The 22331-nt window shown below is 60.7% G+C and carries 20 protein-coding genes; all 20 read right to left on the bottom strand.

Translation table 11 applies throughout. The features are described from left to right. Nucleotides 1-5: 5 nt before the first annotated feature. A complete protein-coding gene (gene fliE / locus ABEH28_RS00365; protein ID WP_065987290.1) occupies nt 6-335 on the bottom strand; it encodes a flagellar hook-basal body complex protein FliE in 330 nt (109 codons plus the stop codon). A gap of 317 nt (nt 336-652) precedes the next feature. Further along, a complete protein-coding gene (locus ABEH28_RS00360; RefSeq protein ID WP_346628754.1) occupies nt 653-2059 on the bottom strand; it encodes a sigma-54 dependent transcriptional regulator in 1407 nt (468 codons plus the stop codon). Next, the gene (locus ABEH28_RS00355) at nt 2056-3303 is read right to left on the bottom strand and encodes an ATP-binding protein (RefSeq protein ID WP_346628753.1); all 1248 of its coding nucleotides are present in this window, start codon (nt 3301-3303) and stop codon (nt 2056-2058) included. Before ABEH28_RS00355 ends, ABEH28_RS00360 begins: the two co-directional genes overlap by 4 nt. Before the next feature lie 139 nt (nt 3304-3442). Then, complete coding sequence (gene fleQ / locus ABEH28_RS00350; protein ID WP_192174136.1) at nt 3443-4918, bottom strand: transcriptional regulator FleQ; 1476 nt, start codon at nt 4916-4918, stop codon at nt 3443-3445. A gap of 169 nt (nt 4919-5087) precedes the next feature. Continuing rightward, a complete protein-coding gene (gene fliT / locus ABEH28_RS00345) occupies nt 5088-5384 on the bottom strand; it encodes a flagellar protein FliT (protein WP_133775902.1) in 297 nt (98 codons plus the stop codon). Nucleotides 5385-5395: 11 nt separating this feature from the next. Further along, entirely contained in the window at nt 5396-5791 is a 396-nt protein-coding gene (gene fliS, locus ABEH28_RS00340; RefSeq protein ID WP_122534871.1) for a flagellar export chaperone FliS, read from the bottom strand. A gap of 120 nt (nt 5792-5911) precedes the next feature. Next, nucleotides 5912-7339, bottom strand: coding sequence for a flagellar filament capping protein FliD (gene fliD / locus ABEH28_RS00335; protein WP_346628752.1), 1428 nt, complete (start codon nt 7337-7339; stop codon nt 5912-5914). Nucleotides 7340-7416: 77 nt separating this feature from the next. After that, nucleotides 7417-7806, bottom strand: coding sequence for a flagellar protein FlaG (locus ABEH28_RS00330; RefSeq protein WP_192174241.1), 390 nt, complete (start codon nt 7804-7806; stop codon nt 7417-7419). A 73-nt stretch (nt 7807-7879) separates the two neighbouring features. Then, nucleotides 7880-8731: a flagellin domain-containing protein gene (locus ABEH28_RS00325; RefSeq protein WP_192174134.1), complete on the bottom strand. Its 852-nt coding sequence runs from the start codon at nt 8729-8731 to the stop codon at nt 7880-7882. 298 nt (nt 8732-9029) lie between these two features. Further along, nucleotides 9030-9881, bottom strand: a complete 852-nt coding sequence (locus tag ABEH28_RS00320) for a flagellin domain-containing protein (protein ID WP_192174240.1) — start codon at nt 9879-9881, stop codon at nt 9030-9032. Nucleotides 9882-10168: 287 nt separating this feature from the next. Next, nucleotides 10169-10417 (bottom strand): hypothetical protein, encoded by a 249-nt coding sequence (locus ABEH28_RS00315; protein ID WP_346628751.1) that lies wholly within the window; start codon nt 10415-10417, stop codon nt 10169-10171. Then, nucleotides 10414-11709 (bottom strand): 6-hydroxymethylpterin diphosphokinase MptE-like protein, encoded by a 1296-nt coding sequence (locus ABEH28_RS00310; protein ID WP_346628750.1) that lies wholly within the window; start codon nt 11707-11709, stop codon nt 10414-10416. The genes ABEH28_RS00315 and ABEH28_RS00310 overlap by 4 nt, the downstream gene beginning before the upstream one ends. Nucleotides 11710-11810: 101 nt before the next feature. Further along, nucleotides 11811-12743, bottom strand: coding sequence for a ketoacyl-ACP synthase III (locus ABEH28_RS00305; RefSeq protein WP_282371604.1), 933 nt, complete (start codon nt 12741-12743; stop codon nt 11811-11813). Nucleotides 12744-13078: 335 nt separating this feature from the next. After that, a complete protein-coding gene (locus ABEH28_RS00300) occupies nt 13079-13357 on the bottom strand; it encodes a hypothetical protein (protein WP_346628749.1) in 279 nt (92 codons plus the stop codon). A 299-nt stretch (nt 13358-13656) separates the two neighbouring features. Continuing rightward, complete coding sequence (pseI, locus tag ABEH28_RS00295) at nt 13657-14709, bottom strand: pseudaminic acid synthase (protein WP_346628748.1); 1053 nt, start codon at nt 14707-14709, stop codon at nt 13657-13659. Nucleotides 14710-14779: 70 nt separating this feature from the next. Then, nucleotides 14780-15871 (bottom strand): UDP-2,4-diacetamido-2,4,6-trideoxy-beta-L-altropyranose hydrolase, encoded by a 1092-nt coding sequence (gene pseG / locus ABEH28_RS00290; RefSeq protein ID WP_346628747.1) that lies wholly within the window; start codon nt 15869-15871, stop codon nt 14780-14782. Next, a complete protein-coding gene (pseF, locus tag ABEH28_RS00285; RefSeq protein WP_346628746.1) occupies nt 15868-16566 on the bottom strand; it encodes a pseudaminic acid cytidylyltransferase in 699 nt (232 codons plus the stop codon). Before pseF ends, pseG begins: the two co-directional genes overlap by 4 nt. A gap of 30 nt (nt 16567-16596) precedes the next feature. Beyond that, nucleotides 16597-17775: a UDP-4-amino-4,6-dideoxy-N-acetyl-beta-L-altrosamine transaminase gene (pseC, locus tag ABEH28_RS00280; RefSeq protein WP_346628745.1), complete on the bottom strand. Its 1179-nt coding sequence runs from the start codon at nt 17773-17775 to the stop codon at nt 16597-16599. Continuing rightward, nucleotides 17772-18773: a UDP-N-acetylglucosamine 4,6-dehydratase (inverting) gene (pseB, locus tag ABEH28_RS00275; protein ID WP_192174127.1), complete on the bottom strand. Its 1002-nt coding sequence runs from the start codon at nt 18771-18773 to the stop codon at nt 17772-17774. Before pseB ends, pseC begins: the two co-directional genes overlap by 4 nt. Before the next feature lie 25 nt (nt 18774-18798). Then, the gene (locus ABEH28_RS00270; RefSeq protein ID WP_346628744.1) at nt 18799-21693 is read right to left on the bottom strand and encodes a TIGR00180 family glycosyltransferase; all 2895 of its coding nucleotides are present in this window, start codon (nt 21691-21693) and stop codon (nt 18799-18801) included. Nucleotides 21694-22331 lie beyond the last annotated feature (638 nt).

Below are 22331 nucleotides of genomic sequence, written 5' to 3'. Positions count from 1 at the left end.
CGTCCTCAAACCGGCATTTGCATGATGTCTTGGTACGCCTGAACCAGCTTGTTGCGTACCTGGGTCAGCGCTTGAAACGACACGCTGGCTTTTTGCGAGGAGATCATCACGTCGGTGAGGTCCACGCCGCTCTTGCCCATCTCGAAAGCGGTCGACAACTGATTCGACGCCTGCTGGGTGTCGTTGACCTTGTTCACCGCCATGCCGAGCATGTCAGCAAAACTGCTCGCACCGGCCTGTTCTGGCGCTGCGATGGCCTTGGGCTGAGCCATGGCGTCCATTTGCATGGAGCGCATGTCCAACATCAAGCGATTAAATTCAACACCTTGGGTCATGACGTTTCTCTCAAAAGGGCCGCAGATTTTTGACACGGATTCAGCGGTTACCTAAGCATTAGCAACAAGGGTGCCAGACCAATAGCGGCGATGTGCCACGTTTGATGAAAGTGTTCGGATGAGTATTTGAACGGACACATAAACGCAGAGGCGCTTCACGCATTGACACCGCGCGATGCCCTATCAGACGCGGTCCCTGTGGGAGTGAGCTTGCTCACGAAGACGGCATCACACCCACTGAAAAATCAGCGGGTTGTCGGATATCGGTCGTCAGCTCAAATCAGGCAGGCATCCATTTCACCGACACGCGCGCCTGCTCAGGAGGCAAACAAAAACCCTTCGACATCCATCCCCGCATCACGCATCTGCGCCAGCTTGTAGCGCAACGTACGCGGGCTGATACCGAGACGTTCAGCGGCCTCTTTGCGACGACCGCGCTCGGCACGAAGGGTGTCGATGATCATCTGGAACTCCCGCCGACGCAGGTCTTCACCCAGGGCGCCGGCCCCTTCCCCGCCGCCGGTATCGGGCGACACTTCCATGGCGCCGCTCGCGACCACCGACGCCTGAGGGGTTGGCGCGGCGGCGAACGTGACCGGCCCGGCAAGACAGAAGTCCTCAGCCTGAATCACCCCGCCCTGCTGCAGAATCAGCGCCCGCTGTACCGCGTTGTCCAACTCTCGGACGTTGCCCGGCCAGGCGTAGCTAATCAGGCACTGCTGCGCCTCGGCCGACAGCCGCACCGGCCCGTGCTTCATTTTATTGACGTGCTTGGCCAGCAGACGCTCGGCCAGCGGCAGAATGTCGGCGGGACGCTGGCGCAAGGATTGCCACGCGAGCGGGAACACCGACAGTCGATAAAACAGGTCTTCGCGGAAACGCCCGGCCGCCACTTCGCCCGCCAGATCGCGGTTAGTCGTCGCCAGCACGCGGATGTCCAGTTCGATAGGCTTGCGCGCACCGACCCGCTCCACTTCCCGCTCCTGCAGCACACGCAATAGCTTGGCCTGCAGGCCCATGGGCATTTCGGAAATCTCGTCGAGCAGCAGGGTGCCGCCTTCAGCCTGCTCGAACTTGCCGGCCTGGGAAGCAATGGCCCCGGTGAACGAACCCTTTTCGTGGCCGAACAGGGTGGCTTCGAGCATGTTGTCCGGGATGGCCGCACAGTTGATCGCAATGAACGGCTTGCCGGCGCGCGGCGACTGCTGATGAATGAAACGCGCCAGCACTTCTTTACCCGTGCCCGATTCGCCTGAAATCAACACCGTCGAATCGCTCTTCGCAACACGACTGGCGAGGCTGAGCAACTGCACGCTGGCAGGCTCGACCGCGATCGGACCCTCGCCATCGGCCGGCCCGAGGCGACCCAACGCATGGCGGGCAACCAACGCCACCAACGCCTTGGGCTCGAACGGTTTGACCAGATAATCGGCCGCGCCCTGACGCATCGCCTCCACCGCGCGGTCGACCGTGCCGTGGGCGGTCATCAACAGCACCGGCAACTGCGGGTAGCGGCTGCGCAACTGGCCAAGCAATTGGTGACCGTCCATGCCGGGCATATTGACGTCGCTGACCACCAGGCTGAACGACGAATCGGCAGCGGCGATCAGCGCCTCTTCCGCCGAGCCAACCGCCTGATAATCATGGCCGGCCAGCGCCAGGGTTTCGCCCAGTGCTTCGCGCAGAGACGGGTCATCCTCAACCAGCAACACCTTGATGGTCATGAGCGCTCACCTGCCGTTATGGCCAACGCGCCAAGGCCAGTCCCAACGCCAGGAACCAAAGGCAAGGACACGATGGCGCAGGTGCCACGGCCCGGACGTGAGCGGAATTCGACACGCCCCTGATGCGCACGCGCCACGGCGGTGACAACGGCCAGACCTAGACCGGTGCCGGTTGTTTTGGTGGTGAAGAAGGGCTCGCCGATGCGGGCTAGCGCCGCAGGCTCGATGCCGCTGCCACTGTCGCTGACACACAGGCGCAACGTGTTGCCGCGGTTGTACGCATGAATCTTGAGGCGGCGACGCCCGTCAGTCTGGCCGGCACTGGCCTGGACCGCGTTTTCAATGAGGTTGAGCAGCGCGCCGACCAGCGTGTCGCGGTTGCACAGCAACTCACCCGACGGACTGTCGCACTGCCAGCGCACGGCCACATCACGCACATGGGTCTGGGCGGCGGATTCGAGGGCGGCCACCAGCGCGGCCGGCGTCACCCGGTCGGTCAGCGGCAACTCGCCACGTGCAAACACCAGCATGTCGCGGACCTGATGCTCGAGCTCGTGCAAACGCTCTTTAAGACGTCCGGCAAAGCGCTGTTGGGTTTCGACGTTCAAGGCCTGTTCGGCCAGGTGGCTGGCGTAGATCATGGCGGCGGACAGCGGCGTACGGATCTGATGGGCCAGCGACGCGACCATGCGGCCCAGGGACGACAAACGCTCATGGCGCGCCAGCTGGCTTTGCAGATGACGGGTTTCGGTCAGGTCGTTGAGCAGCACCAATTGGCCCGGCTCGGCGTCCAGCGAACGGGTGGCAATGGACAGCCGACGCCCGTCCTTCAGGGAGATTTCGTGGCCATCGTCCTCGCGCGGCGCAAAGCAGCGGGCGATGACGTGGCGCCAGAGCATGCCGATCAACGGCTCGCCCAGCAGATCCAGTGCGGCAGGATTGGCCTCGCGGACCATGCCGGTGCCGTCGATAACAATGACGCCGCCGGGCAGCAGATCGAGCAGATGCTGCAAGCGGTTCGCCAGACGCTCTTTCTCCGCCAATTCCTCCATGCGCTGGGCGCTGACCACGGCCAGCTCGCCCTTGAGCTCGGTGACCCGCGCTTCGAGCAGGCCGTAGGAATCGGTCAGTTGAGTCGACATCTGGCTGAACAGCGCGAAGGCCTGTTCAAGGCCTTGCCTGCTCGCCACTTCCGGGGACTGCTGCACTAACGAACCAATGGCTGAACCGGGTTCGGAAGACATCTGAGCGGCCTGGGGCATAGTTGATCTCTCGGGTAGCGAACCGTCAGTAAACGGTATGTTCCCAGAGACATAGCAATCCCCGTGCCGAAAAAAAACCGCTGAAAAATCAGCGGTTTATTTTTGACGCGTCAAACGACAGTCAGTCTTCGACCTGTTCGTCGCCTTCGCGACGGCTCATGCCGTACTTGCGCATTTTCTCCACCAGCGTGGTGCGGCGGATACGCAAACGCTCGGCGGCGCGTGCCACGATCCCGTTGGCATCGTCCAGCGCCTGCTGAATCAGGCCCTGCTCCAGACCACCGAGGTAGTCCTTCAGGTCCAGGCCTTCAGGCGGCAGCAATGCGCTGCTGGCGAAGTTCGGCGTATGGCCGTTGATGGCCACGCGCTCTTCGAGATCGCTGCGCAGGCTGTCGACCAGTTGCTCGTCTTCGTCGTCGACGTAACGGAATTTCTTCGGCAGCTCAGAGACGCCAATGACACCGTACGGGTGCATGATCGCCATGCGCTCGACGAGGTTGGCGAGTTCACGCACGTTGCCCGGCCAACCGTGACGGCACAGGGACATGATGGCAGCGGAGTTGAAGCGGATCGAACCACGCTTCTCATGCTCCATGCGCGAAATCAGCTCATTCATCAGCAGTGGAATGTCTTCCACACGCTCACGCAACGGCGCCATCTCGATCGGGAACACGTTCAGACGGTAGTAGAGATCCTCGCGGAAACTGCCGATGACGATCATGTCTTCAAGATTTTTATGCGTCGCAGCAATGATCCGCACGTCGACGCTCTGAGTCTTGTTGCTGCCCACGCGCTCGAAGGTGCGTTCCTGCAAGACGCGCAGCAGCTTGACCTGCATCGGCAGCGGCATGTCGCCGATCTCATCGAGAAACAGCGTCCCGCCGTTGGCCAGTTCGAAGCGCCCTGCCCGGCTGGTGATGGCGCCGGTGAAGGCGCCCTTCTCGTGGCCGAACAATTCGCTTTCGAGCAGCTCGGCCGGAATCGCGCCGCAGTTGACCGGCACGAACGGCGCATCGCGGCGCTTGGAATGGTAATGCAGGTTACGCGCGACGACTTCCTTGCCGGTCCCGGATTCACCGAGGATCAGCACGCTGGCGTCGGTGTCGGCGACCTGCTGCATCATCTGGCGAACGTGCTGAATCGCACGGCTGGTGCCGACGAGGCTGCGGAAAAGATTGGGTTCGCGCTGACGCCCGCGTTCACGGGCCTGGTCGTACATCTCGCGATAGACCTGGGCGCGGTGCAGGGAGTCCAGCAGTTTGCTGTAGCTGGGCGGCATCTCGACGGTGGAGAGGACCCGGCGGCGCAGATCGTCTGCCAGTTCGGCCGAGGAATTCTCGCCCATCAGCAGGACCGGGAGAAACTCGTCCCACGCGGCCACGGTTTTGAGCAGGCCTTGAAGGCTGCCCGGGGCGTTCACGCTGCCGACCAACACGCAAAGCACTTCTCGGGTGGATGTCAACGAACCCACGACTTGCTGCCAGTCTGTGCTGGAGCAAGACAGGTTCTCATCACCCAGAAAATTCAGGATCACCGCCATGTCACGGCGGCGCTGGCTATCGTCATCGATCAGCAGGATTTTGATTTCACGCCACATGCAATAGCAACTTCCCTAGTCAACTCGATGCCCGATCACGGGCAAGCTTGGCTTTCGTATCGTCCGTTGAGACGTGTCAATCACCGAAATTAGTGAACTTCACTAGTTAAGTCAAAAAACCGTACACAGTCAAATTTATGGCGTACTTATTTTGGCTATGGACCAAGTGTCAACCGAACAGATGGTAAACCTTTGCCGCGCTTTTCGCTCGCTGGATCTGCGACATTTCGTCGACGATCGCTTGACGTTCGCCCACGGCAACGTCAATAAGCTTGCGATAGACGCCTAGCAGCTCTTCCAGATTATTTCGCAGCTCAGGCTCATCGTTGCTTGCCTGGCTGATGACCTCATCGACACAGGCCCGGCAGGCCATATCGAGCTGGCCGATCGCCTCCCAGTCACGCTGCTCGAGGGCATCGACCAAGGCTTCACGGGTTTCTTCGATTCGCTTGAGTGCAGCGCTCATGGGGTTCTCCTTCAGAGCACGGGTTGCTGTTCGCCGATCCCGTCCCAGCCTTCCTTGACCGTGGTCAGCAAGCCGCTGACTTCATCGAGGATCTTCGGATCGGATTTGATGTTCGCTTCCGCCAGACGCTTCATCAGGTAAACGTACAGGTTGTCGACATGGGCCAGGGCTTCTGCCTGCTTTTCCATGTCCAGACCTTCACGCAGGCCACCGATGATTTCAATCGCCTTTCCGATCAACAGTCCTTTGGCGGGGATGTCCTTGCGCTCGATGGCGCCTTTGGCCTGGGCGATACGGTCCAGGCCGGCTTCCATCAGCATCTGTACCAGACGGTGTGGCGTGGCCACGGCGGTCTGGGCGTGTGAGTTAACCTTCTGATACTGACGAAGGGCTGCCATACGGTTCATTGTCTTACCTCGCGCAACGAAGTTTCTATAGTGAGGGTATCGACACGGCCCGGGAAAACTTTAAGGCCATATGCCAAAAACCCGGCACTGGGGGCCGGGTCTTGATCAGCTCGTCAACGGTCAGCCGCTTTGCTGGGCATTGAGCGAGTCGAAGAACGAGGTAATGCTCGTCGCAGAGGCTTTCAACTGCCCCACCAACAAGTCCATCGCGTTGTATTTGGCGGTCAGTGTGGCGGTCAGCGTGGTCACGCGCAGGTCGAGCGCCGTCTGCTGGTTCTGCAGATCAGTCTGCTGTTTGTTGAGGCTGCTGGTGCGCGTGGACAAGATGCCGCCGGTCTGGGTATACGGCGTGATGGCCGCCTTCATCCGAGACAGCAAGCCGTTGGTGCTGTCAGTGCCGCTGAAGAGCTGCTGCACGTCGCCCGCAAGTCCCTGATCCATCGCGGCTGAAAACTTCTTGGCATCGAGGCTGAGCGTGCCGTCGGACTGACCGGTGGTAATACCCAATTGAGAGAGCACGGAAATACCGCCGGGTGCCCCTGACGTTACCAACTGATCACGAATCGCTGAAAGGATCGAGCGCGGCAACGCATCGCCGGTCAGTGCGGCCGGGGTCACTGTAGCACCGGTGGTTTTATCCGGGGTGTCGCTGATGGTGGCCTTGGTGACACTGGCCACGGCTTTGACAACGGTGTTGTAGGCATCGATGAAGGTCTGCAGCGAGGCTTTCAGGCCATCGTTGTTGCCGGTCACCGCAACGGTGGAGGCACCTTTGTCCAGTAGGGTCATGGACAAGCCGCCGAGGCTCTTGTCGATGGTGTTGCTGGCGCTGGTGATGGTCAGGCCGTTGACGGTCAGACTGGCGTCGATCGCTTGGGCGCCAATGTAACCCGCACTGGTTTTGCTGGCCGGATCGAGCTTGGCGCCAGCGACGATATTGAATTCGCTGGACGTCGTGCTGGAGGCCGTGATGTCCGTGCCCTTGCCCGTCACCGTGGAGCTGAATACCAGGCGTGAGCCATTGTCATCGGTGATGATGTTGGCGCTGATGTTTGACGTCGCGGTTTGCGCATTGATCTGCTTGGCGACCGACGCCAACGTGGCACCGGTCGGGATGGTGATCTTGGTGTCAATGCCATTTTGAGTGAGGGTCAAATCGCCACTCGGAATAGCACTGGTGGTCCCGCCGGCAAAAGAAGCACTGGCGACACTCGAAGCCGTTGCAAGGTCTTTGACGGTGATGCTGTAGGTACCGGGTACGGCCGAGTTGTCGGACGTGACGGTTAGCTTGGTCGCATCGGAAGCCTTTGCCGCATAACCGGCGAACGCAGGGGTGTCGGTCTTGCCGAGGTTGGTCAGCGCGGTCTGAAAGGCGGTCATCGCACTCGTCAACGTGCCAATGCCGGAGATTTTGGTGGTGACCAGCTTGGTCTGGGTGGTGATCTGAGTTTGCTTGGCCAGCTTGTCGGAGTTGACCAGCGCAGTGACGATGTCACCGATTGCCAGGCCCGAGCCGAGGCCGGTGGAGGGGGTAATAGGACTAGCCATGTGAGTCTCCTTTCAGTTGTAGTCGGCATTTGACGAGCACGCGATGCCACATGCACAGCGTTCACCTTTCATGCCATTTAAACTTTCGCGTCGAATAACAGGCTGTTTGCATTCTTCAGGCTGTCGGCGAGCTTCAAGGCTTCGGCAGACGGCAATTGCCGCACCACTTCACCGGTTTCCGTGGCGATCACTTTCACCACCACCTTCCCCGATTTATCGTCGATGGAAAATTCCAGATTGCGATGAACCGACTGAAAGAACTTTTCCATTTGTTTGACGGCTGCTTCCAGTTCTTCGGTTTTCTTTTCCGGGTCTGAGTCTTTACTTGTCGACGTGCCTGACTGCGATGAAGCCGCCGGAGCAGGAACGACTTGAGGCGCCACGGCAGGCTTGTCAGCAACCACAGGCACCGCGGGCAACGACTGGACCATCGAATAAGACACGTTCAGCCTGCTACTTATGTCCATGTCCACTCACCTCTTGAAAGTAAAAAGCGGGAGAGCACGCAAGCATACTCCCCCGCCAAAACTCTAGCCGTTATTACTGAAGCAGTTTCAGAACAGCGGATGGCAGCTGGTTAGCCTGGGCCAGAACAGAGGTGGAAGCTTGTTGCAGAGTCTGTTGTTTGGTCAGGTTAGCGGTTTCAGCGGCGAAGTCGGTGTCTTGAACGCGGCCCAGTGCTGCGGTGGCGTTTTCGTTAACGTTTTGCAGGTTGGAGATGGTGCTGGTCAGACGGTTTTGCGCGGCACCGAGGCTCGAACGGGTGCTGTTGATTGTTGCCAGAGCCGCGTCGATTGCCGAGATAGCGGCGTCGACGTTGGTGTGAGCAGTAGCGTTATCCGCGCCGCTGATCGAAGTAGAGCCGCTTGCAACGCCCAGAGCCGAAGCAGTGAAGCTGCCAGTCAGAACCAGGTCGATGTGGTTCGAAGTACCGGTGTTGGAACCGACTTGCAGGGTTACGGTGCTAGCCGAACCGTCCAGCAGGTTCTTGCCGTTCAGGTTGGTCGAACCGGCGATACGGGTCAGTTCGTCCGACATTTGAGCGTATTCGGAGTCCAGTGCGCCACGGTCAGCAGTACCGTTCGTGTCGTTTCGGGACTGAACAGCCAGTTCACGCATACGCTGCAGAATGTTGGTCGATTCTTGCAGAGCGCCTTCAGCGGTCTGAGCGATCGAGATACCGTCGTTGGCGTTCTTGATGGCAACAGTCTGGCCGCGGATTTGCGAAGTTTCGCGAGTTGCGATCTGCAGGCCGGCTGCGTCGTCTTTAGCGCTGTTGATTTTCAGACCGGAAGACAGACGAGTCATCGAAGTCGACAGTGCATCGGAAGCTTTGGACAGGTTCTTCTGAACAGCCAGGGAAGCTACGTTGGTGTTTACGCCTAAAGCCATGATGAATTCCTCGTGAGTTGTTTGCTGCGGCTATCCGGCCCTGGCAAGCGCCGGGTGTGGCCTAGAGAACCTACGTAATGTTTATCGTCGCGGTTGCCAGGAGCTTGAGGGCTTTTTCAAATTTATTTGCCACCAGAGCGCCACCCCCGCAGTTTGTTGTCCGGGGATACACAGCGTTTCGGCGCAACCCCCGTAAGCTTTAACCTGACCCGGCGATTTGTTAACCAGTTCTCAAAAAGACGGGCGCCCCCTTCGGCGCGCCCGGACTTTGCTTGGCCTTATCTATAGAGGCGGTTGTTTATTGGAGAAGCTTCAAAACGGCGGACGGCAGCTGGTTCGCCTGGGCCAGCACTGCCATGGAGGCTTGCTGCAGGGTTTGTTGCTTGGTTAGCTCCGCGGTTTCGGCGGCGAAGTCGACATCCTGAATCCTGCCACGAGCAGATTGAGTGTTTTCACTCATGCTCTGAAGGTTGGCGACCGTCGAGGTCAGTCTGTTCTGCGACGCCCCCAAGGCCGCCCGGGTAGACGTAACAGACATCAGAGCTTTATCGATTGCTAGCATCGCCGCGTCAGCATTCGTATGGGCGTCGGCAGTGGTCGCTCCTGATAACGCCAACGTGGGGGAATCCACTCCCATTGAAACAGCATCGAACTTAGCGCTTAAATCCAGAGTAATTCGAGATGCGGCGCTCGTGTCGGTACCAATCTGCAGCTCCATGACCCCCGCAGAACCATCAAGAAGCCGCCGACCATTGAGCTTCGTATCTTCGGAAGTTCGGGTGAGCTCGGCGCTCATCAAAACAAACTCATCATGCATGGCGGCGCGCTGAGCAGTACCGTTATTGTCATCACGAGCTTGAATCGCCAGCTCTTTCATCCTGGTGAGAATATTTGCTGTCTCGTTGAGCGCTCCTTCCGCTGTCTGCGCCATTGATACTCCATTGTTAGCGTTTCTCAACGCGACGCTTTGCCCTCTTATCTCATTGGTCATCATCGTCGCGAGCTGCAGCCCGGCTGCATCATCCTTCGCGCTGTTGATCCGCAACCCCGATGACAACCGTGTCATAGATATACTCAGCGCATCGCTCGCACGATTGAGTTTGGTCTGAATAGCAAGCGACGCAATATTGGTATTTACGGTTAAAGCCATTTTGAATTCCTCGTTGATAGAAACGGAGGGTTCTCTAATATCGGGGAAGTCCATTTCTCCCGGAGAACCTACAGTCCCGGTATCGACGATTTGCATAGTGGCTTTAACAACAAACATGGCGCACGGGTTGCGCCATCACGACAGTTGAAGGGTAATAAATTGGCTAACGCATTAATTGGAATAGATATTAAAAAAACATAAAAAAACGGCCGCTGCGGGCCGCTTAATTCAGATCAAACTGAAACTAATGTAGGAGCTTTCTCTAACTTCCCGACAATAGGAAAGTGTCAGACTTCAAGAAATTCGAGTTCCAGCCAATCCGCCACCCCCAACCAGTCCTGCCGCTCCTGGCACGCCAGAATCGCACTCAACACCCTCCCCCATTCAGCCTGTCTCTCGGCAGAAACCCCATCCATCAGCGGCAGCGATCGATCAATCAACTCGACCATTTTCAAGGCCCCTTCGATATCCCGGCCAAGACGAAACAGCTTCGCGCAGTCGCGGGCTTCTTCTACAACGTGTTCAGGCAGGGTCATGGCGCGGTCCAGTCCGGGTCGAAGTCGGCGCCGGCGATCAAAGCACCGTCGCGGCTGGTGTTGAGGAACGTGACCTCGGGGTGGCGGGCGATGAAGCGTTCGAGTTCGATGAGGTAGCTGCGGAAATTGAGCTGCGTCTTGACCTTGTTGCCCCGGCCGTCGCGCACCCAGTGTTTGGCGATGCTTAGGGCAGGCCCCAGATCGCCGTCCTGCCAGCCGGTGTGGGTCTTGCCGCCGGGAAAGGCGAAGTCGGCGCCGAAGAGGGTGATCCGCGCGGCGCCCATTTTGACCGCGAGATCGACGGCCGGATGAATGACGCTGCCCCCCACATGCAAGGTGGCCTTGGGAATCTGCTCGCGCAGGTGGGCATACAGCGGGCTGGTGGAATAGCCGACGTAGCGCGGGCCTTGCCATGCCTCCAGCATTGCGGCTTCCTGGCCCGGCACATAGACCAGCGCGATGTGCGCCGAATCCTCGGCGGGGAGATGTCGCGGGGTGATGCGGTGGTCGATGCTCACCACAACATCCGGGGTGATGCCCTGGTTGCGCAGCGGCACGTAGGCGGTATCCACACAAATGATCAGGGGCCGGTTGGCGCTGTTCGACGTGCTCAAGAGGCGCGGCAAATGCTGTTGCAGACTGGGTCCCGTGGCGATCACGAACACGTCGCACCCGGACTGAGTGTCAAACAACTCGGCGACATCGGTGTCCTGTTGCAGCAGCGCCCTGCCCTGCTCCAGCAGGCGCGCGTTGTCGGGGGTATCGGCGGCGAACGCGTGATTGTTGAAGTCGACATGCACCTCGCTGACCAGTCGATCGCGGATCCGTGCGCTGCTGTCGTCGGCCAGCACCAGTTCGGCCGGCAGCGCGAAGAATGGCAGGAGGATTTCGCTCCGGGCATCGGCGTACGCGAGGTTCACGCGGGGATCTGACAGCCAGTCATCCTGTTCCAGCAGTTGCAGCACCAGGGCGAACAGCGCGCCATTGAGGATGTGGACGTGCAGCGTTTGCAGGGAAGCGTCGGCCAGCAATACCCGCTGCAGATCGCCGAGGGCGGTGCCGTAAAGGTGAACGACGGGGCTGTTGCCGGGGAGGCTTTGTGCCTGGATTTGCGCTTCGGCGAGGCGATCATGGCGGCTGGTGAGCTGGATGCCGCCAATGCTGAGCGTCGATTGTCGGCCTTCGATCAACTGCGCAGGAATGGATTCGATGTGTTCGGCGCTCAACCGCTGCGCCACTTCAGGCCAGCGCTGTTGGATCACGGCGAGGTTGCGCTGGAAAAACTCGCTCATGACGGCAATCCTTTTCCTATTGGAAGTGCAGAACGCAAAACGGCGACCTGAGAAATCAGCGTCGCCGTTGTGCAGGCTGGGATCAGCCTGGTGACGCGATGTCAGGGACGATAAAGGATCGCCGAGCCCCACGACAAGCCCACGCCGAAACCACTGACCGCGATGCGCTTCCAGGTGGCGTTCATGACGTGTTTTTCCAGCAACAGCGGAATGCTGGACGACACGGTGTTGCCGGTCTCGAGCATGTCCTTGACGAATTTCTCCGGCGACTTGCCGTCCTCGAACCGACGGGCGACCGCATCGACGATGGCCGCGCTGCCCTGGTGGATGCAGAACGCATCGACGTCGGAGGATTGCAGGCCGGAGTCTTCGAGCAATTCGTTGAGGTGCGCCGGCACTTTGACCAGCGCGAAGTTGAACACCTGACGCCCGTTCATGTAGAACGCGCCGTCGGTGGTCTTGAGGAACTCCGCCCCCGAGCCGTCGGTGCCGAACTTGGATTTGCCCAGCTGCCACGGGGCGTCGTCGCTCATCCAGGTCGCGGTGGCGGCGTCGCCGAAGAGCATGGTGGTGTTGCGGTCTTCCGGGTCGACGATCTTCGAATACGGGTCGGCGGTGACCAGCAGGCCGTTTTTCAACCCGGTCGCTTCCATGAAGCCTTTCAGCGCATAGATACCGTAGACATAACCCGAGCAACCCAGGGAAATGTCGAACGCGGCGACGTGGGTCGGCAGGCCGAGTTTGTGTTGAACGATGGCGGCCGTGTGAGGCAGACCTTCTTCGTCGCCGTTCTGGGTGACGACGATCAATGCGTCGATGGCGTCCCGCGACAGACCGGGGTTGTTGGCGAACAGCTGGTTGACCGCTTCGACGCACAGGTCCGAGGTTTCCTGGGTGTCGTCTTTGCGCGGCAGAAAAGCAGAACCGATCTTGCCAAGGATGAAGTCTTCATCCTTTCCGAATTTGGCACCCTGGGCGTAATTGTCGACGCCGGCTGTGGGCACATAACTCGCTATGCTCTTGATGCCAATCATCATGGCTTCCCAATAAAAAACTGCTGAACATCACCCGGCGCGGTTAGGCGGGGCGTTGAAAATCCGGGGCTTGCGGCCTGAAAAAAGGGCAACGTACAGGTCGGGGCAGTACCAGAATCGCTCTGGAATCAGCCCGACGACGTCACGGCCCGCCAACACGATACAGTGAAGATGCCCGTTATGACCCACAGGTCACCAAAAGTTTTACAAGCTTTTAGCTGACCGACAGGTACGGCGCAACATCAAATCGCTGCTCAGACAGGTAATTGACATGAAGATGTCACGGGATTGTGGCGGGTGGTTTCAGTGTCATCGGCATTGCGTCAGACGCTAATTCATCGGACGACACGTGACATTGTGGGAGTGAGCTTGCTCACGAAGGCGGCATTCCAAACCCTGAAAATGCGGCGAATGTTCAGCCCCCTTCGCGAGCAAGCTCGCTCCCACAGGTTTTGCGTGCGCTGAAGATAATGGTCATTGCGCAGAACCACTGTGGGGGTGAGCTTGCTCACGAAGGCGGCATTCCAAACGCTGAAAATGCGGCGAATGTTCAGCCCCCCTTCGCGAGCAAGCTCGCTCCCACCGATTTTGCGTGCGCTGAAGATAATGGTCATTGCGCAGAACCACTGTGGGAGTGAGCTTGCTCACGAAGGCGGCATTCCAAACGCTGAAAATGCGGCGAATGTACCGGCCCCTTCGCGAGCAAGCTCGCTCCCACAGATTTTGCATTCGCTGAAGATTATGGTCATTGCGCAGAACCACTGTGGGAGTGAGCTTGCTCACGAAGGCGGCATTTCAAACGCTGAAAATGCGCCGAATGTACCGGCCCCTTCGCGAGCAAGCTCGCTCCCACAGGTTTTGCGTGCGCTGAAGATAATGGTCCCTCTCACAAGCTTAGTCGGTCGCGCGAGTGCTAACCCACCACATCCCAACTCAGCGCCGAGCCGCGTTTCAGCGCGTGTCGTGCTTTGCGCCCGAGGACGGCGTCGATGTGTTTGGGCGCCAGGCCAAGGCCGGGGCGGATGGCGCGGATGTTGTCCGGGGTGAAAGCCTCGCCCTCGGCGATGTCCCGCACCACATACAACGAGCGGCGGTATTGCAGCGATTTCTGTTCGGCTTCAGTGGCGCCGTATTGCACGTGGCCCATGCCTTGCCAGGCGCGCTCGGTTTCAATGACCAGGCTGGCCATTTCTGCTGGCTCCAGCGAGAAACTGGCGTCGACCCCGCCGTCGGCGCGTTCGAGGGTGAAGTGCTTTTCGATGACCGTCGCGCCCATGGCCACCGCCGCCACCGACACGCCAACGCCCATGGTGTGATCGGACAAGCCGACCTGGCAGCCAAACAGCCCGGCCATATGCGGAATTGTGCGCACGTGGCTGTTGGCCGGTGTCGCCGGGTAGGTGCTGGTGCACTTCAGCAGCACCAGATCCTTGCAGCCCGCCGCCCGCGCAGCGCGCACGCTTTCGTCCAGCTCGGCGATGCTGGCCATGCCGGTGGAGATGATCATCGGCTTGCCAGTGGCCGCCACTTTGCGAATCAGCGGGATGTCAGTGTTCTCAAAGCTGGCGATCTTGTAGGCCGGCACGTCGAGGCTTTCGAGAAAATCCACGGCGGTCTCGTCGAAAGGCGTGGAAAACGCCAGCAGCCCCAGTTCTTTCGCGCGGGCGAAGATCGGCGCGTGCCAGTCCCACGGCGTGTGCGCCTGCTCGTAGAGCGCATACAGCGAGGTCCCGGCCCACAAGCTGTTGGGGTCTTTGATGAAGAACTCGCCCTCGTCGATGTCCAGGGTCATGGTGTCAGCGGTGTAGGTCTGCAACTTGAGGGCGTGGGCACCCGCCTTGGCCGCAGCCTCGACGATGCTCAACGCCTGATCCAGCGACTGATTATGGTTGCCGCTCATCTCGGCAATGATGAACGGCGGCGCGTCGGGGCCGATGGTTCGGGAACCGATCTTGAAAGAATTCATCGTTGCTCACTCGCTGCACTGACATCGGCCGGCACTAGGCCAAACGATAAAAATAAGAACGGGCAGTGGCTCATGCGCCCTGCCCCTTTGCCGCGTTATCGGCAACTGTCGCCAATGCATCAGCGATGCGCCGGGCACCTCGGCCATCCACCAACAACCTCGATTGATCGGCAAATGATTGGCGTAACGGGGCATCACCGCAAAGCCGCTCGATGGCGTCGTGCAAACGCCCGGGCTCAAGCTGCACATGGGGCCCGAGATACTCATGCACACCGGCCTCGGCCAGCAATTGCGCATTGAGCTGCTGATTGTTCGCCACCGAAATACAGATCGTCGGCAAGCCCAGCGCTGCACGCTCCCAAGTGGTGCCGCCGCCGGCGCCGATAAACAGATCGGCCGCCTGCATCAGCGCGAAAAAATTACCGGTCAGCGTGTGCAGACGCCACTCAGGTCGAGAGACCGCCAGCTCGCTCATCGCCTGCCAGTGCGGGTTGTGCAAACCGGCGACGAAATCCACCTGCAGATCGTCGAACCCCTGAAGCGCCTGCATCGTGGCGTAAACCTGAGCGGCCTCATCGAAGCCGCCAAAATTGACCAGCACCCGCTCCACCCGAGGCTTGATCGCGATGGGCTCGCAGTGAAACTCCTCGCGCAGCAAAGCAAATCTCGGCCCCAGAAAGGTCTGGCTCTCAGGACCAACCCAAGCGGCATAGGGCTGATCCAGCGCCTGAGCGCTGTAATTCTGGTCCAGCAACACCTCGACCGCATGGGGCCGATTGGCCAGATCATCGATCGCCATGACCCGATCGGCGAGACCGCGCGCCGCCGTTTCCCAACGTGCATCCAGCCCGTAATGGTCGACGATCAGCCAGTCAAAGGGCGGCTCATCTTCAATCTCTTCGGCCAAGGCAGACAGGTCCGCCTGCCACGGCAATGCTGCTTCGATGTCCGAGTCTTCTTCAGCACCATAGCGGGCGGGCAGCACATGGGTGACATAGCCCTGATCCGCCAGCCGCTGGAGTAAATGGCCCGGCAATTCGCGGCAGGCAAAATGCACATCGGCGCCATCTGCACGTAGCGTGTTCGCCAGCGTCAGGCAGCGGGCAATGTGGCCGCTGCCGATGGTCACCGAGGCGTCGGCGCGGATCAGCACGCGCATCATTGCAGTTCCCCGCCGGCCTTGAGCGCCGCGTACAAATATTCTGCGCGCAGCCAGTCTTCCGGGCTGTCGATGTCCTGCACCAGATGCCGAGGCAGGATCACCGGCAGGCTCAGTTCGGAAAACACCGTGTCGCCGCGCCGCCAGGCTTCGCTGCGGCCCCAGTAGAACTGGCCGGCGTCCTGATACGCGACGGGCAGATCCTGGGAGCGCACGCTGCGAAATTCCGGGTGCATCGCGCCCAGGCAGCCGTCGCTGTCGATCAACAGCGCACGCTGCACCGGGAAGCCGAAGCTGCACACCGAGAACGCATAGGATTTTTCGGCTGCTGCTTCGAGCGCTTCCAGGCCCTGACGCAGATAACGCGCCTGCAACAGCGGCGCGGTGGCGTAGATGCAGCAGGCGTAATCAAAGGAATAACTGAGGGCGCCGAGGGCATGCTGGATTACCGCCGCCGTGCCGGTGAAGGCATCGGCCAGGTCCGCTGGGCGCATGAACGGCACCTCGGCACCGTAATGGCGGGCGACGTCGGCGATCTCTTCATCGTCGGTGCTGACGACAACCTGATCAAACACCCCGCTCGCCAGCGCAGCACGAATGGAATGGGCGATCATCGGCTCGCCGTTGAACAGCTTGATGTTCTTGCGCGGGATGCGCTGGCTGCCGCCCCGTGCGGGAATGATGGCGACGGCGCTCATGCTCGTGGGCCTGTCATGGGTTCGTTCGCATCAGTCGCTGGCCCGCGCTGTTTCGCAGAGCAGACGGCCAAGCTGATCAACCACGTAATCCTGTTGCGCGTCGGTCATCGCCGGGTACAGCGGCAGGCTGATGGCCTGGGCGTAATAGGCTTCGGCCTCGGGAAAATCACCCGGTTTGAAGCCCAGGTCGCGGTAATAGGGCTGAAGATGAACCGGGATGTAGTGCACGTTCACGCCGATGCCCGCCGCGCGCAGCCCTTCGAACACCTGACGATGGCTCACCGAAAGCATGTCGGTCTGGACGCGGACGACATACAGGTGCCACGCCGACTCGGCCTCGGCCTGAAGGGTCGGCAAGGTCAGCGGCAGGTCGGCCAGCAGTGTCTGATAGCGCGCCACCAGCTCTCGCCGACGGGCCAGAAAACCGTTCAGTTTGTTCAGCTGCGAAAGCCCGAGCGCAGCCTGAATGTCGGTCATGCGGTAATTGAAGCCCAGTTCGACTTGCTGGTAATACCAGGGGCCGTGACTCGGTTCGTCCATCTGCGCCGGGTCACGGGTCATGCCGTGGCTGCGCAGGCGGCGCAGATGTTCGGCCAGTTCAGGGCGATTGGTCAGCACCATGCCACCTTCGCCAGTGGTCACGATCTTCACCGGATGAAAGCTGAACACCGTCATGTCAGCGAACTCGCCGCAACCCACCGGACGCCCGGCATAGTGCGCGCCGACCGCGTGGGAGGCGTCTTCGATCACCACAAACCCATAACGCCGGGCCAGTTCGCCGATGGCGCGCATGTCGCAGCTCTGGCCGGAAAACGCCACCGTCACCAGCACCTTGGGCAGCGTGCCGGTTGATTCAGCCACTTCAAGCTTACGCGCCAGGGCGTCGGTGTCGAGGTTCCAGGTCAGCGGGTCGATGTCGACAAAATCCACGTCGGCGCCGCAGTAGCGCCCGCAGTTGGCCGAGGCCAGAAAGGTATTCGGGCTGGTCCACAGCCAGTCGCCCTGCCCCAGTCCGGCCGCCAGACAGGCAATGTGCAGCGCCGCCGTGGCGTTGCACACCGCCACCGCGAAACCGGCTTCACAGCGCTCGGCCATGGCGGCTTCGAAGCGCTCGAGGGTCGGGCCCTGGGTCAGCCAGTCCGACTTGAGCACCTCGACCACGGCGTCGATATCGGCCTGATCAACGCTCTGCCTGCCGTACGGAATCATGGCTTTACGTCAGCGTGCAGCTCGCCGATCTGGCGGATCGACAGAAAGTCCGGGTTGGTGTCGGAGCGGTATTCGAACTCGTCGTGGACCGCTTTGCCCTGCGCGCCGGTGGCGTCAACGGCAAAATCGGTGTCGACGTTGTTGAAGCGGATCGACGGCACGATGGTGTAGTGGTCGTCGAATTCCAGGGTCATGCGCGCGTCGTCCTGGGGCACCATCAGCTCATGCAGTTTTTCCCCGGGACGGATGCCGACGATCTTGTGCGGCAGGTCGGGGGCCATGGCCTGGGCCAGATCGACGATGCGCACCGACGGAATCTTCGGCACGAACACTTCGCCGCCGTGCATGCGCTCGAAGCTCTGCATGACGAAATCCACACCGTGGTCGAGGGTGATCCAGAACCGCGTCATGCGCGGGTCGGTGATCGGCAATTCAGCCGCGCCGCCGGCCAGCAGCTTGTTGAAGAACGGCACGATGGAGCCGCGGGAGCCGGCGACGTTGCCGTAGCGCACCACGGAAAACCGCGTCTGCTCCTCGCCACCGATGTTGTTGGCGGCGACGAACAGTTTGTCCGACAGCAGCTTGGTGGCGCCGTACAGGTTGATCGGGCTGGCGGCCTTGTCGGTCGACAGCGCGACGACCTTTTTCACGCCGTTGGCGATGGCCGCCGAAATGATATTTTCCGCGCCATTGACGTTGGTGCGGATGAATTCGGTCGGGTTGTATTCCGCCGCCGGCACGTGCTTGAGCGCCGCCGCGTGGACCACGTAATCGATGCCGCGCATGCCCTGCTGCAAGCGGTCGGCATCGCGCACGTCACCGAGGAAATAGCGCATGCACGGGGCGTTGAATTCCTGCTGCATTTCGTATTGTTTGAGTTCATCGCGGGAGAACACCACCACGCGCCGAGGCTGATAACGCGCCAGCAGCGAGCGGATGAACATGCGACCGAACGAACCGGTTGCGCCTGAGATGAACACTGATTTGCCGTTGAACATGACGTAGTCCTTTAACCCGGAGGCCTTAAGCGAGCAGCTCGGCCCAACTGGAACCGTCGGCCTGAGCGAGGGTGAAGCCCTTGCCGGTCAGTTGCAGATTCTTGTTGTACGCCAGGTCGTGGGCGAACGCACCGGACCATTTGTCCTGCAGCGCCGCGAGTGTCTGTGGCGCGTCGGGCAACGACCCCGAATGGACGAACTGCACGTGAGGCGTCCACACCGTCAGGTAGCCGGCCTGGGCCACTTTCAGGCAAAGATCAACGTCGGCAAAGGCGTCGGCAAAATGACCTTGATCCAGGCCGCCGACGTCGTCGAACAGCGCCTTGCGCACCATCAGGCAAGCGTCGGACACCGCCGAGTAATTCTGGTCCAGCAGCAAACGGCTCATGTAACCGGCAGCGTCTTTTGCTTCGCCGACGAACGCTGAACCGACGCCGCCGTTCATGCCGAGGATCAACCCCGCCTGACTGACCGTGCCGTTGCGTTCAATCAGCTTGGCGCCGACCACACCGACTTCCGGGCGCATTGCCTGATTGAGCAAGGCGTCGATCCAGTTCGGGCTGATGACTTCACCGTGGGCCGAGAGCAGCGCCAGGTATTCGCCCTTGGCCTGCGCGCCCACGGCGTTGATCAGCGCGGCGTGGTTCAGCGGTTGATCGAAACGAAGCACCCGCACGCGACCTTTTTCCTGGCGGCCCAGCCATTCGCTCAGCTCCGCCGACACGCTGTGATCGTCCGCAATCAGCACTTCGTAATTCGCGTAGCGCGTGCGCAGCAGCACACTGGCCAGGCAGCGCTGCAGCACCGGCAGGTCGTCGATGCCGTGCAGGATGATCGACACCAGCGGGCGCTGGATGTGGCGGTAATCGATGCGCCAGGCGCCGGTCGCCGCCGGACTGATCTGGGCCTTGAAGCCGCGATTGTTCAGGTGCCGGGTCAGGGCCAGACGCTGCTGGGGGTTTTCTTCCTGCGGTTGCGCGTCGGTAACCAGCAGCGGCTGGTCCAGATGGGCCAGCCAGCCCATGCCGCCCTGCTCGATGATGCGCAGCAGCAGTTCGAATTCGGCAGCCTGGGCGAAGTCGGCGGAGTAACCGCCGGCCTCGACCAGCACGTCGCGGCGGACCAGCCAGTGGCGGGACATCAGCGTCGGGTTGCTCAGCAGCAGGTCGAGGTTGAAGCCCGGGCGCATGACATGGGTCAGCGCACCGCTGGCCTCACGCTGAACTTCATCGGCGAACACCGCGCGGCACTCAGGGGCGGCCTGCAGCTCCAGCGAGGCGCGCAACAGGCCGCCGGCGGTGAAGGCATCACCGACTTCAGCCAGCATCAGCCAGTGGCAGGTGGATTGGCGGGCGATCTGGTTGACCTTGTCGACCCAGTTGCTCTTGCTGACCTTGACGAAATGCAGGGTGTTTTGCGCGCTGGTGGCGGCCGGCGGCTCGCCGCTGGTGAACACCACGACCTTGAACGTCTTGCAGTGGCCTTCGACCAGGCTGTCCAGGGTGACCTGGAGTTTGGTCATGTCATCGTTGAGGTCCAGCAACAGAATGCCGAACTGCGGTGCGCCGCCAAGGCTGTCGATGCGGTTGAGGATGGCCTGCGCGTCGCCCGGGCTCGGCTGGCGTGCGTCCAGCCACTGCAACAACTGGCCCGACGGCATGTCGGCCAAGCGTTCACGATGGTCCTCGCGATGGACCGAGTTCAGGCGCTCGAGCCAGCGCGACATTTGCGCGGCTTCTTCGGGGTCGCCCTGCCGCGCCATCAGACCGGCCAGCGGCTCGACGATGTGCGGGTTGAAGATGTTCAGGGCCATCGCTTCCCACATCCGGTTGGCGATGGTTTCGGGGTTGTCGTTGGTGTGAGTGCGCAGCAGCACTTCCTGCTGAACCCAAGTGCCTTCGAGCTGTTCCATTTGCAGCTTGCCGGCTGGCAGCGCGTGGATCAGGAATTCGATCTCGGTCAGCACATCGAAAAAGGCCTGGTTGTAAAACGGCATCTCAACGAACTGCCGGGGCCCGAACTGACGGTCCACGGGTCTGAAGACATCGTTCCAGTAGGACAACACGATGCTGGTCAGGCCCAGGGAATGTTGATCTTCGAGACAGACCTGCAGGGCGGTGTAGGCCTTTTTGACCTGCTCGATGCCGTCGGCTGCATTCAGGTCGCGGTCGGCCGTGGTCAGGGCTGCCAGAAAACCGGCGAATTCGTGGCGTTCGAGGACAGCTGACGGATCGCTGTCACTCAGCTTTTTCAGCATGTGGGTCGGGCGGTCGGAGAGCCGGTGGTGGAGTTCGCGGACCACGTAGGGGATCGGCAGGATTCGCGCCTTGGCGGCCGAGAGCAGGAAGTAGGCGTGGCCGAACTCTTGCAGTTCGCCGCTGATGCTCTGGGGCAACGCGGCAAACCACTGTTGCAGCAGCGCCGTGCGGGTGACGGCGTAGAACGGCGGAATGTAGTGATCCATGAAGCTCAGGACGCGCTCGCCGCTGTCGTCGGCGGCGAAGTCTTCCTGGCCCTTTTTGTCGCGGCGGAAGTATTCAACCTTGTCGCCGTGGGCCTGGTACATCAGGCAATAGCCGTGGCACAGGCCGTAGGCGGGGTTCGCGGCGAGGAATTCCACCGACTGGGCCAGCGCGTCATTCATCAGAAAATCTTCGTCGCCCACGAACGCCATGAACGGCGTGGCTACCTGGGTCACGCCGTGGGCGATCCTGCTCTGGACCCCGGTCTCGGCGAACTGAGGCACGTGGCGGTAATCCACCTGCGGGAACAGCGCGGCGATGTCTGCGGCTGACTGCTGCGAAGCATCGAGCACCAGCACCCGAGCCGACGAGGCACTGTAGTACTGCAATGTCCGGCGCAGGAGCGCGGGCCGGTCATGGGTGAGGACCACAAGCGTCAGTTGGGCATCGAGCGGCATGGTGTTTCCCGGAGATGAATGAGGGTGCATTACGTTTTCCCTGTGATGCGGCCAGGCGTCAAAAAGATGATCAATGGCGATATCGGGGAGACGAAGCAGGAAGCACGCCAACTCTGCATGGCGGGACTGCGCGCAATGGGCAGGATGGGCTTTGGCCGGGAAGGTGGCTGGCAACGATGCGGCGGACACCGGTCATATGGGAGTCAGCTTGCTCACGAAGGCGGCATCTCTACCGATGGATATTCGGCGGATGTGCCGGCTTATTCGCGAGCAAGCTCGCTCCCACACGTTCTTCACCTGCCGGAAGATCGGCGACGTCAGCAGGACCGGCGTTAGCCGGGAAAGCGTCATGCGTCACACCACAAAATTGAGGATGCACATTCAGGCCTCTTCCCGGCTGAAGCCGGTCCTACATTCACACCGCGTACCGTCAGTAGGACCGGCTTTAGCCGGGAAAGCGTCATGCGTCACACCACAAAATTGAGGGTGTGCATGCGGGCCCCTTCCCGGCTGAAGCCGGTCCTACATTCACACCGCGTACCGTCAGTAGGACCGGCTTTAGCCGGGAAGACCTCAGACGTCACACCGCAAAAGTGAGGGTGCACATTCAGGCCCCTTCCCGGCTGAAGCCGGTCCCA

Source organism: Pseudomonas sp. Ps21-P2 (genome assembly GCF_039672565.1).
GTDB lineage: Bacteria > Pseudomonadota > Gammaproteobacteria > Pseudomonadales > Pseudomonadaceae > Aquipseudomonas.
This window is presented reverse-complemented; position numbering and strand designations above follow the sequence as displayed.

What these genes read in the sequence shown, in the direction of transcription:
- ABEH28_RS00300 (WP_346628749.1), bottom strand. Translation starts at nt 13,357, where the DNA reads ATGACCATTATCTTCAGCGCACGCAAAATCGGTGGGAGCGAGCTTGCT.
- pseC (WP_346628745.1), bottom strand. Translation starts at nt 17,775, where the DNA reads ATGATTCCGTACGGCAGGCAGAGCGTTGATCAGGCCGATATCGACGCC.
- ABEH28_RS00325 (WP_192174134.1), bottom strand. Translation starts at nt 8,731, where the DNA reads ATGGCTTTAGGCGTAAACACCAACGTAGCTTCCCTGGCTGTTCAGAAG.
- ABEH28_RS00355 (WP_346628753.1), bottom strand. Translation starts at nt 3,303, where the DNA reads ATGTCTTCCGAACCCGGTTCAGCCATTGGTTCGTTAGTGCAGCAGTCC.
- fliD (WP_346628752.1), bottom strand. Translation starts at nt 7,339, where the DNA reads ATGGCTAGTCCTATTACCCCCTCCACCGGCCTCGGCTCGGGCCTGGCA.
- fliE (WP_065987290.1), bottom strand. Translation starts at nt 335, where the DNA reads ATGACCCAAGGTGTTGAATTTAATCGCTTGATGTTGGACATGCGCTCC.
- fleQ (WP_192174136.1), bottom strand. Translation starts at nt 4,918, where the DNA reads ATGTGGCGTGAAATCAAAATCCTGCTGATCGATGACGATAGCCAGCGC.
- fliS (WP_122534871.1), bottom strand. Translation starts at nt 5,791, where the DNA reads ATGAACCGTATGGCAGCCCTTCGTCAGTATCAGAAGGTTAACTCACAC.
- pseG (WP_346628747.1), bottom strand. Translation starts at nt 15,871, where the DNA reads ATGATGCGCGTGCTGATCCGCGCCGACGCCTCGGTGACCATCGGCAGC.
- ABEH28_RS00330 (WP_192174241.1), bottom strand. Translation starts at nt 7,806, where the DNA reads ATGGACATAAGTAGCAGGCTGAACGTGTCTTATTCGATGGTCCAGTCG.
- pseI (WP_346628748.1), bottom strand. Translation starts at nt 14,709, where the DNA reads ATGAATTCTTTCAAGATCGGTTCCCGAACCATCGGCCCCGACGCGCCG.
- ABEH28_RS00305 (WP_282371604.1), bottom strand. Translation starts at nt 12,743, where the DNA reads ATGATTGGCATCAAGAGCATAGCGAGTTATGTGCCCACAGCCGGCGTC.
- fliT (WP_133775902.1), bottom strand. Translation starts at nt 5,384, where the DNA reads ATGAGCGCTGCACTCAAGCGAATCGAAGAAACCCGTGAAGCCTTGGTC.
- ABEH28_RS00310 (WP_346628750.1), bottom strand. Translation starts at nt 11,709, where the DNA reads ATGAGCGAGTTTTTCCAGCGCAACCTCGCCGTGATCCAACAGCGCTGG.
- ABEH28_RS00315 (WP_346628751.1), bottom strand. Translation starts at nt 10,417, where the DNA reads ATGACCCTGCCTGAACACGTTGTAGAAGAAGCCCGCGACTGCGCGAAG.
- ABEH28_RS00360 (WP_346628754.1), bottom strand. Translation starts at nt 2,059, where the DNA reads ATGACCATCAAGGTGTTGCTGGTTGAGGATGACCCGTCTCTGCGCGAA.
- pseF (WP_346628746.1), bottom strand. Translation starts at nt 16,566, where the DNA reads ATGAGCGCCGTCGCCATCATTCCCGCACGGGGCGGCAGCCAGCGCATC.
- ABEH28_RS00320 (WP_192174240.1), bottom strand. Translation starts at nt 9,881, where the DNA reads ATGGCTTTAACCGTAAATACCAATATTGCGTCGCTTGCTATTCAGACC.
- pseB (WP_192174127.1), bottom strand. Translation starts at nt 18,773, where the DNA reads ATGTTCAACGGCAAATCAGTGTTCATCTCAGGCGCAACCGGTTCGTTC.
- ABEH28_RS00270 (WP_346628744.1), bottom strand. Translation starts at nt 21,693, where the DNA reads ATGCCGCTCGATGCCCAACTGACGCTTGTGGTCCTCACCCATGACCGG.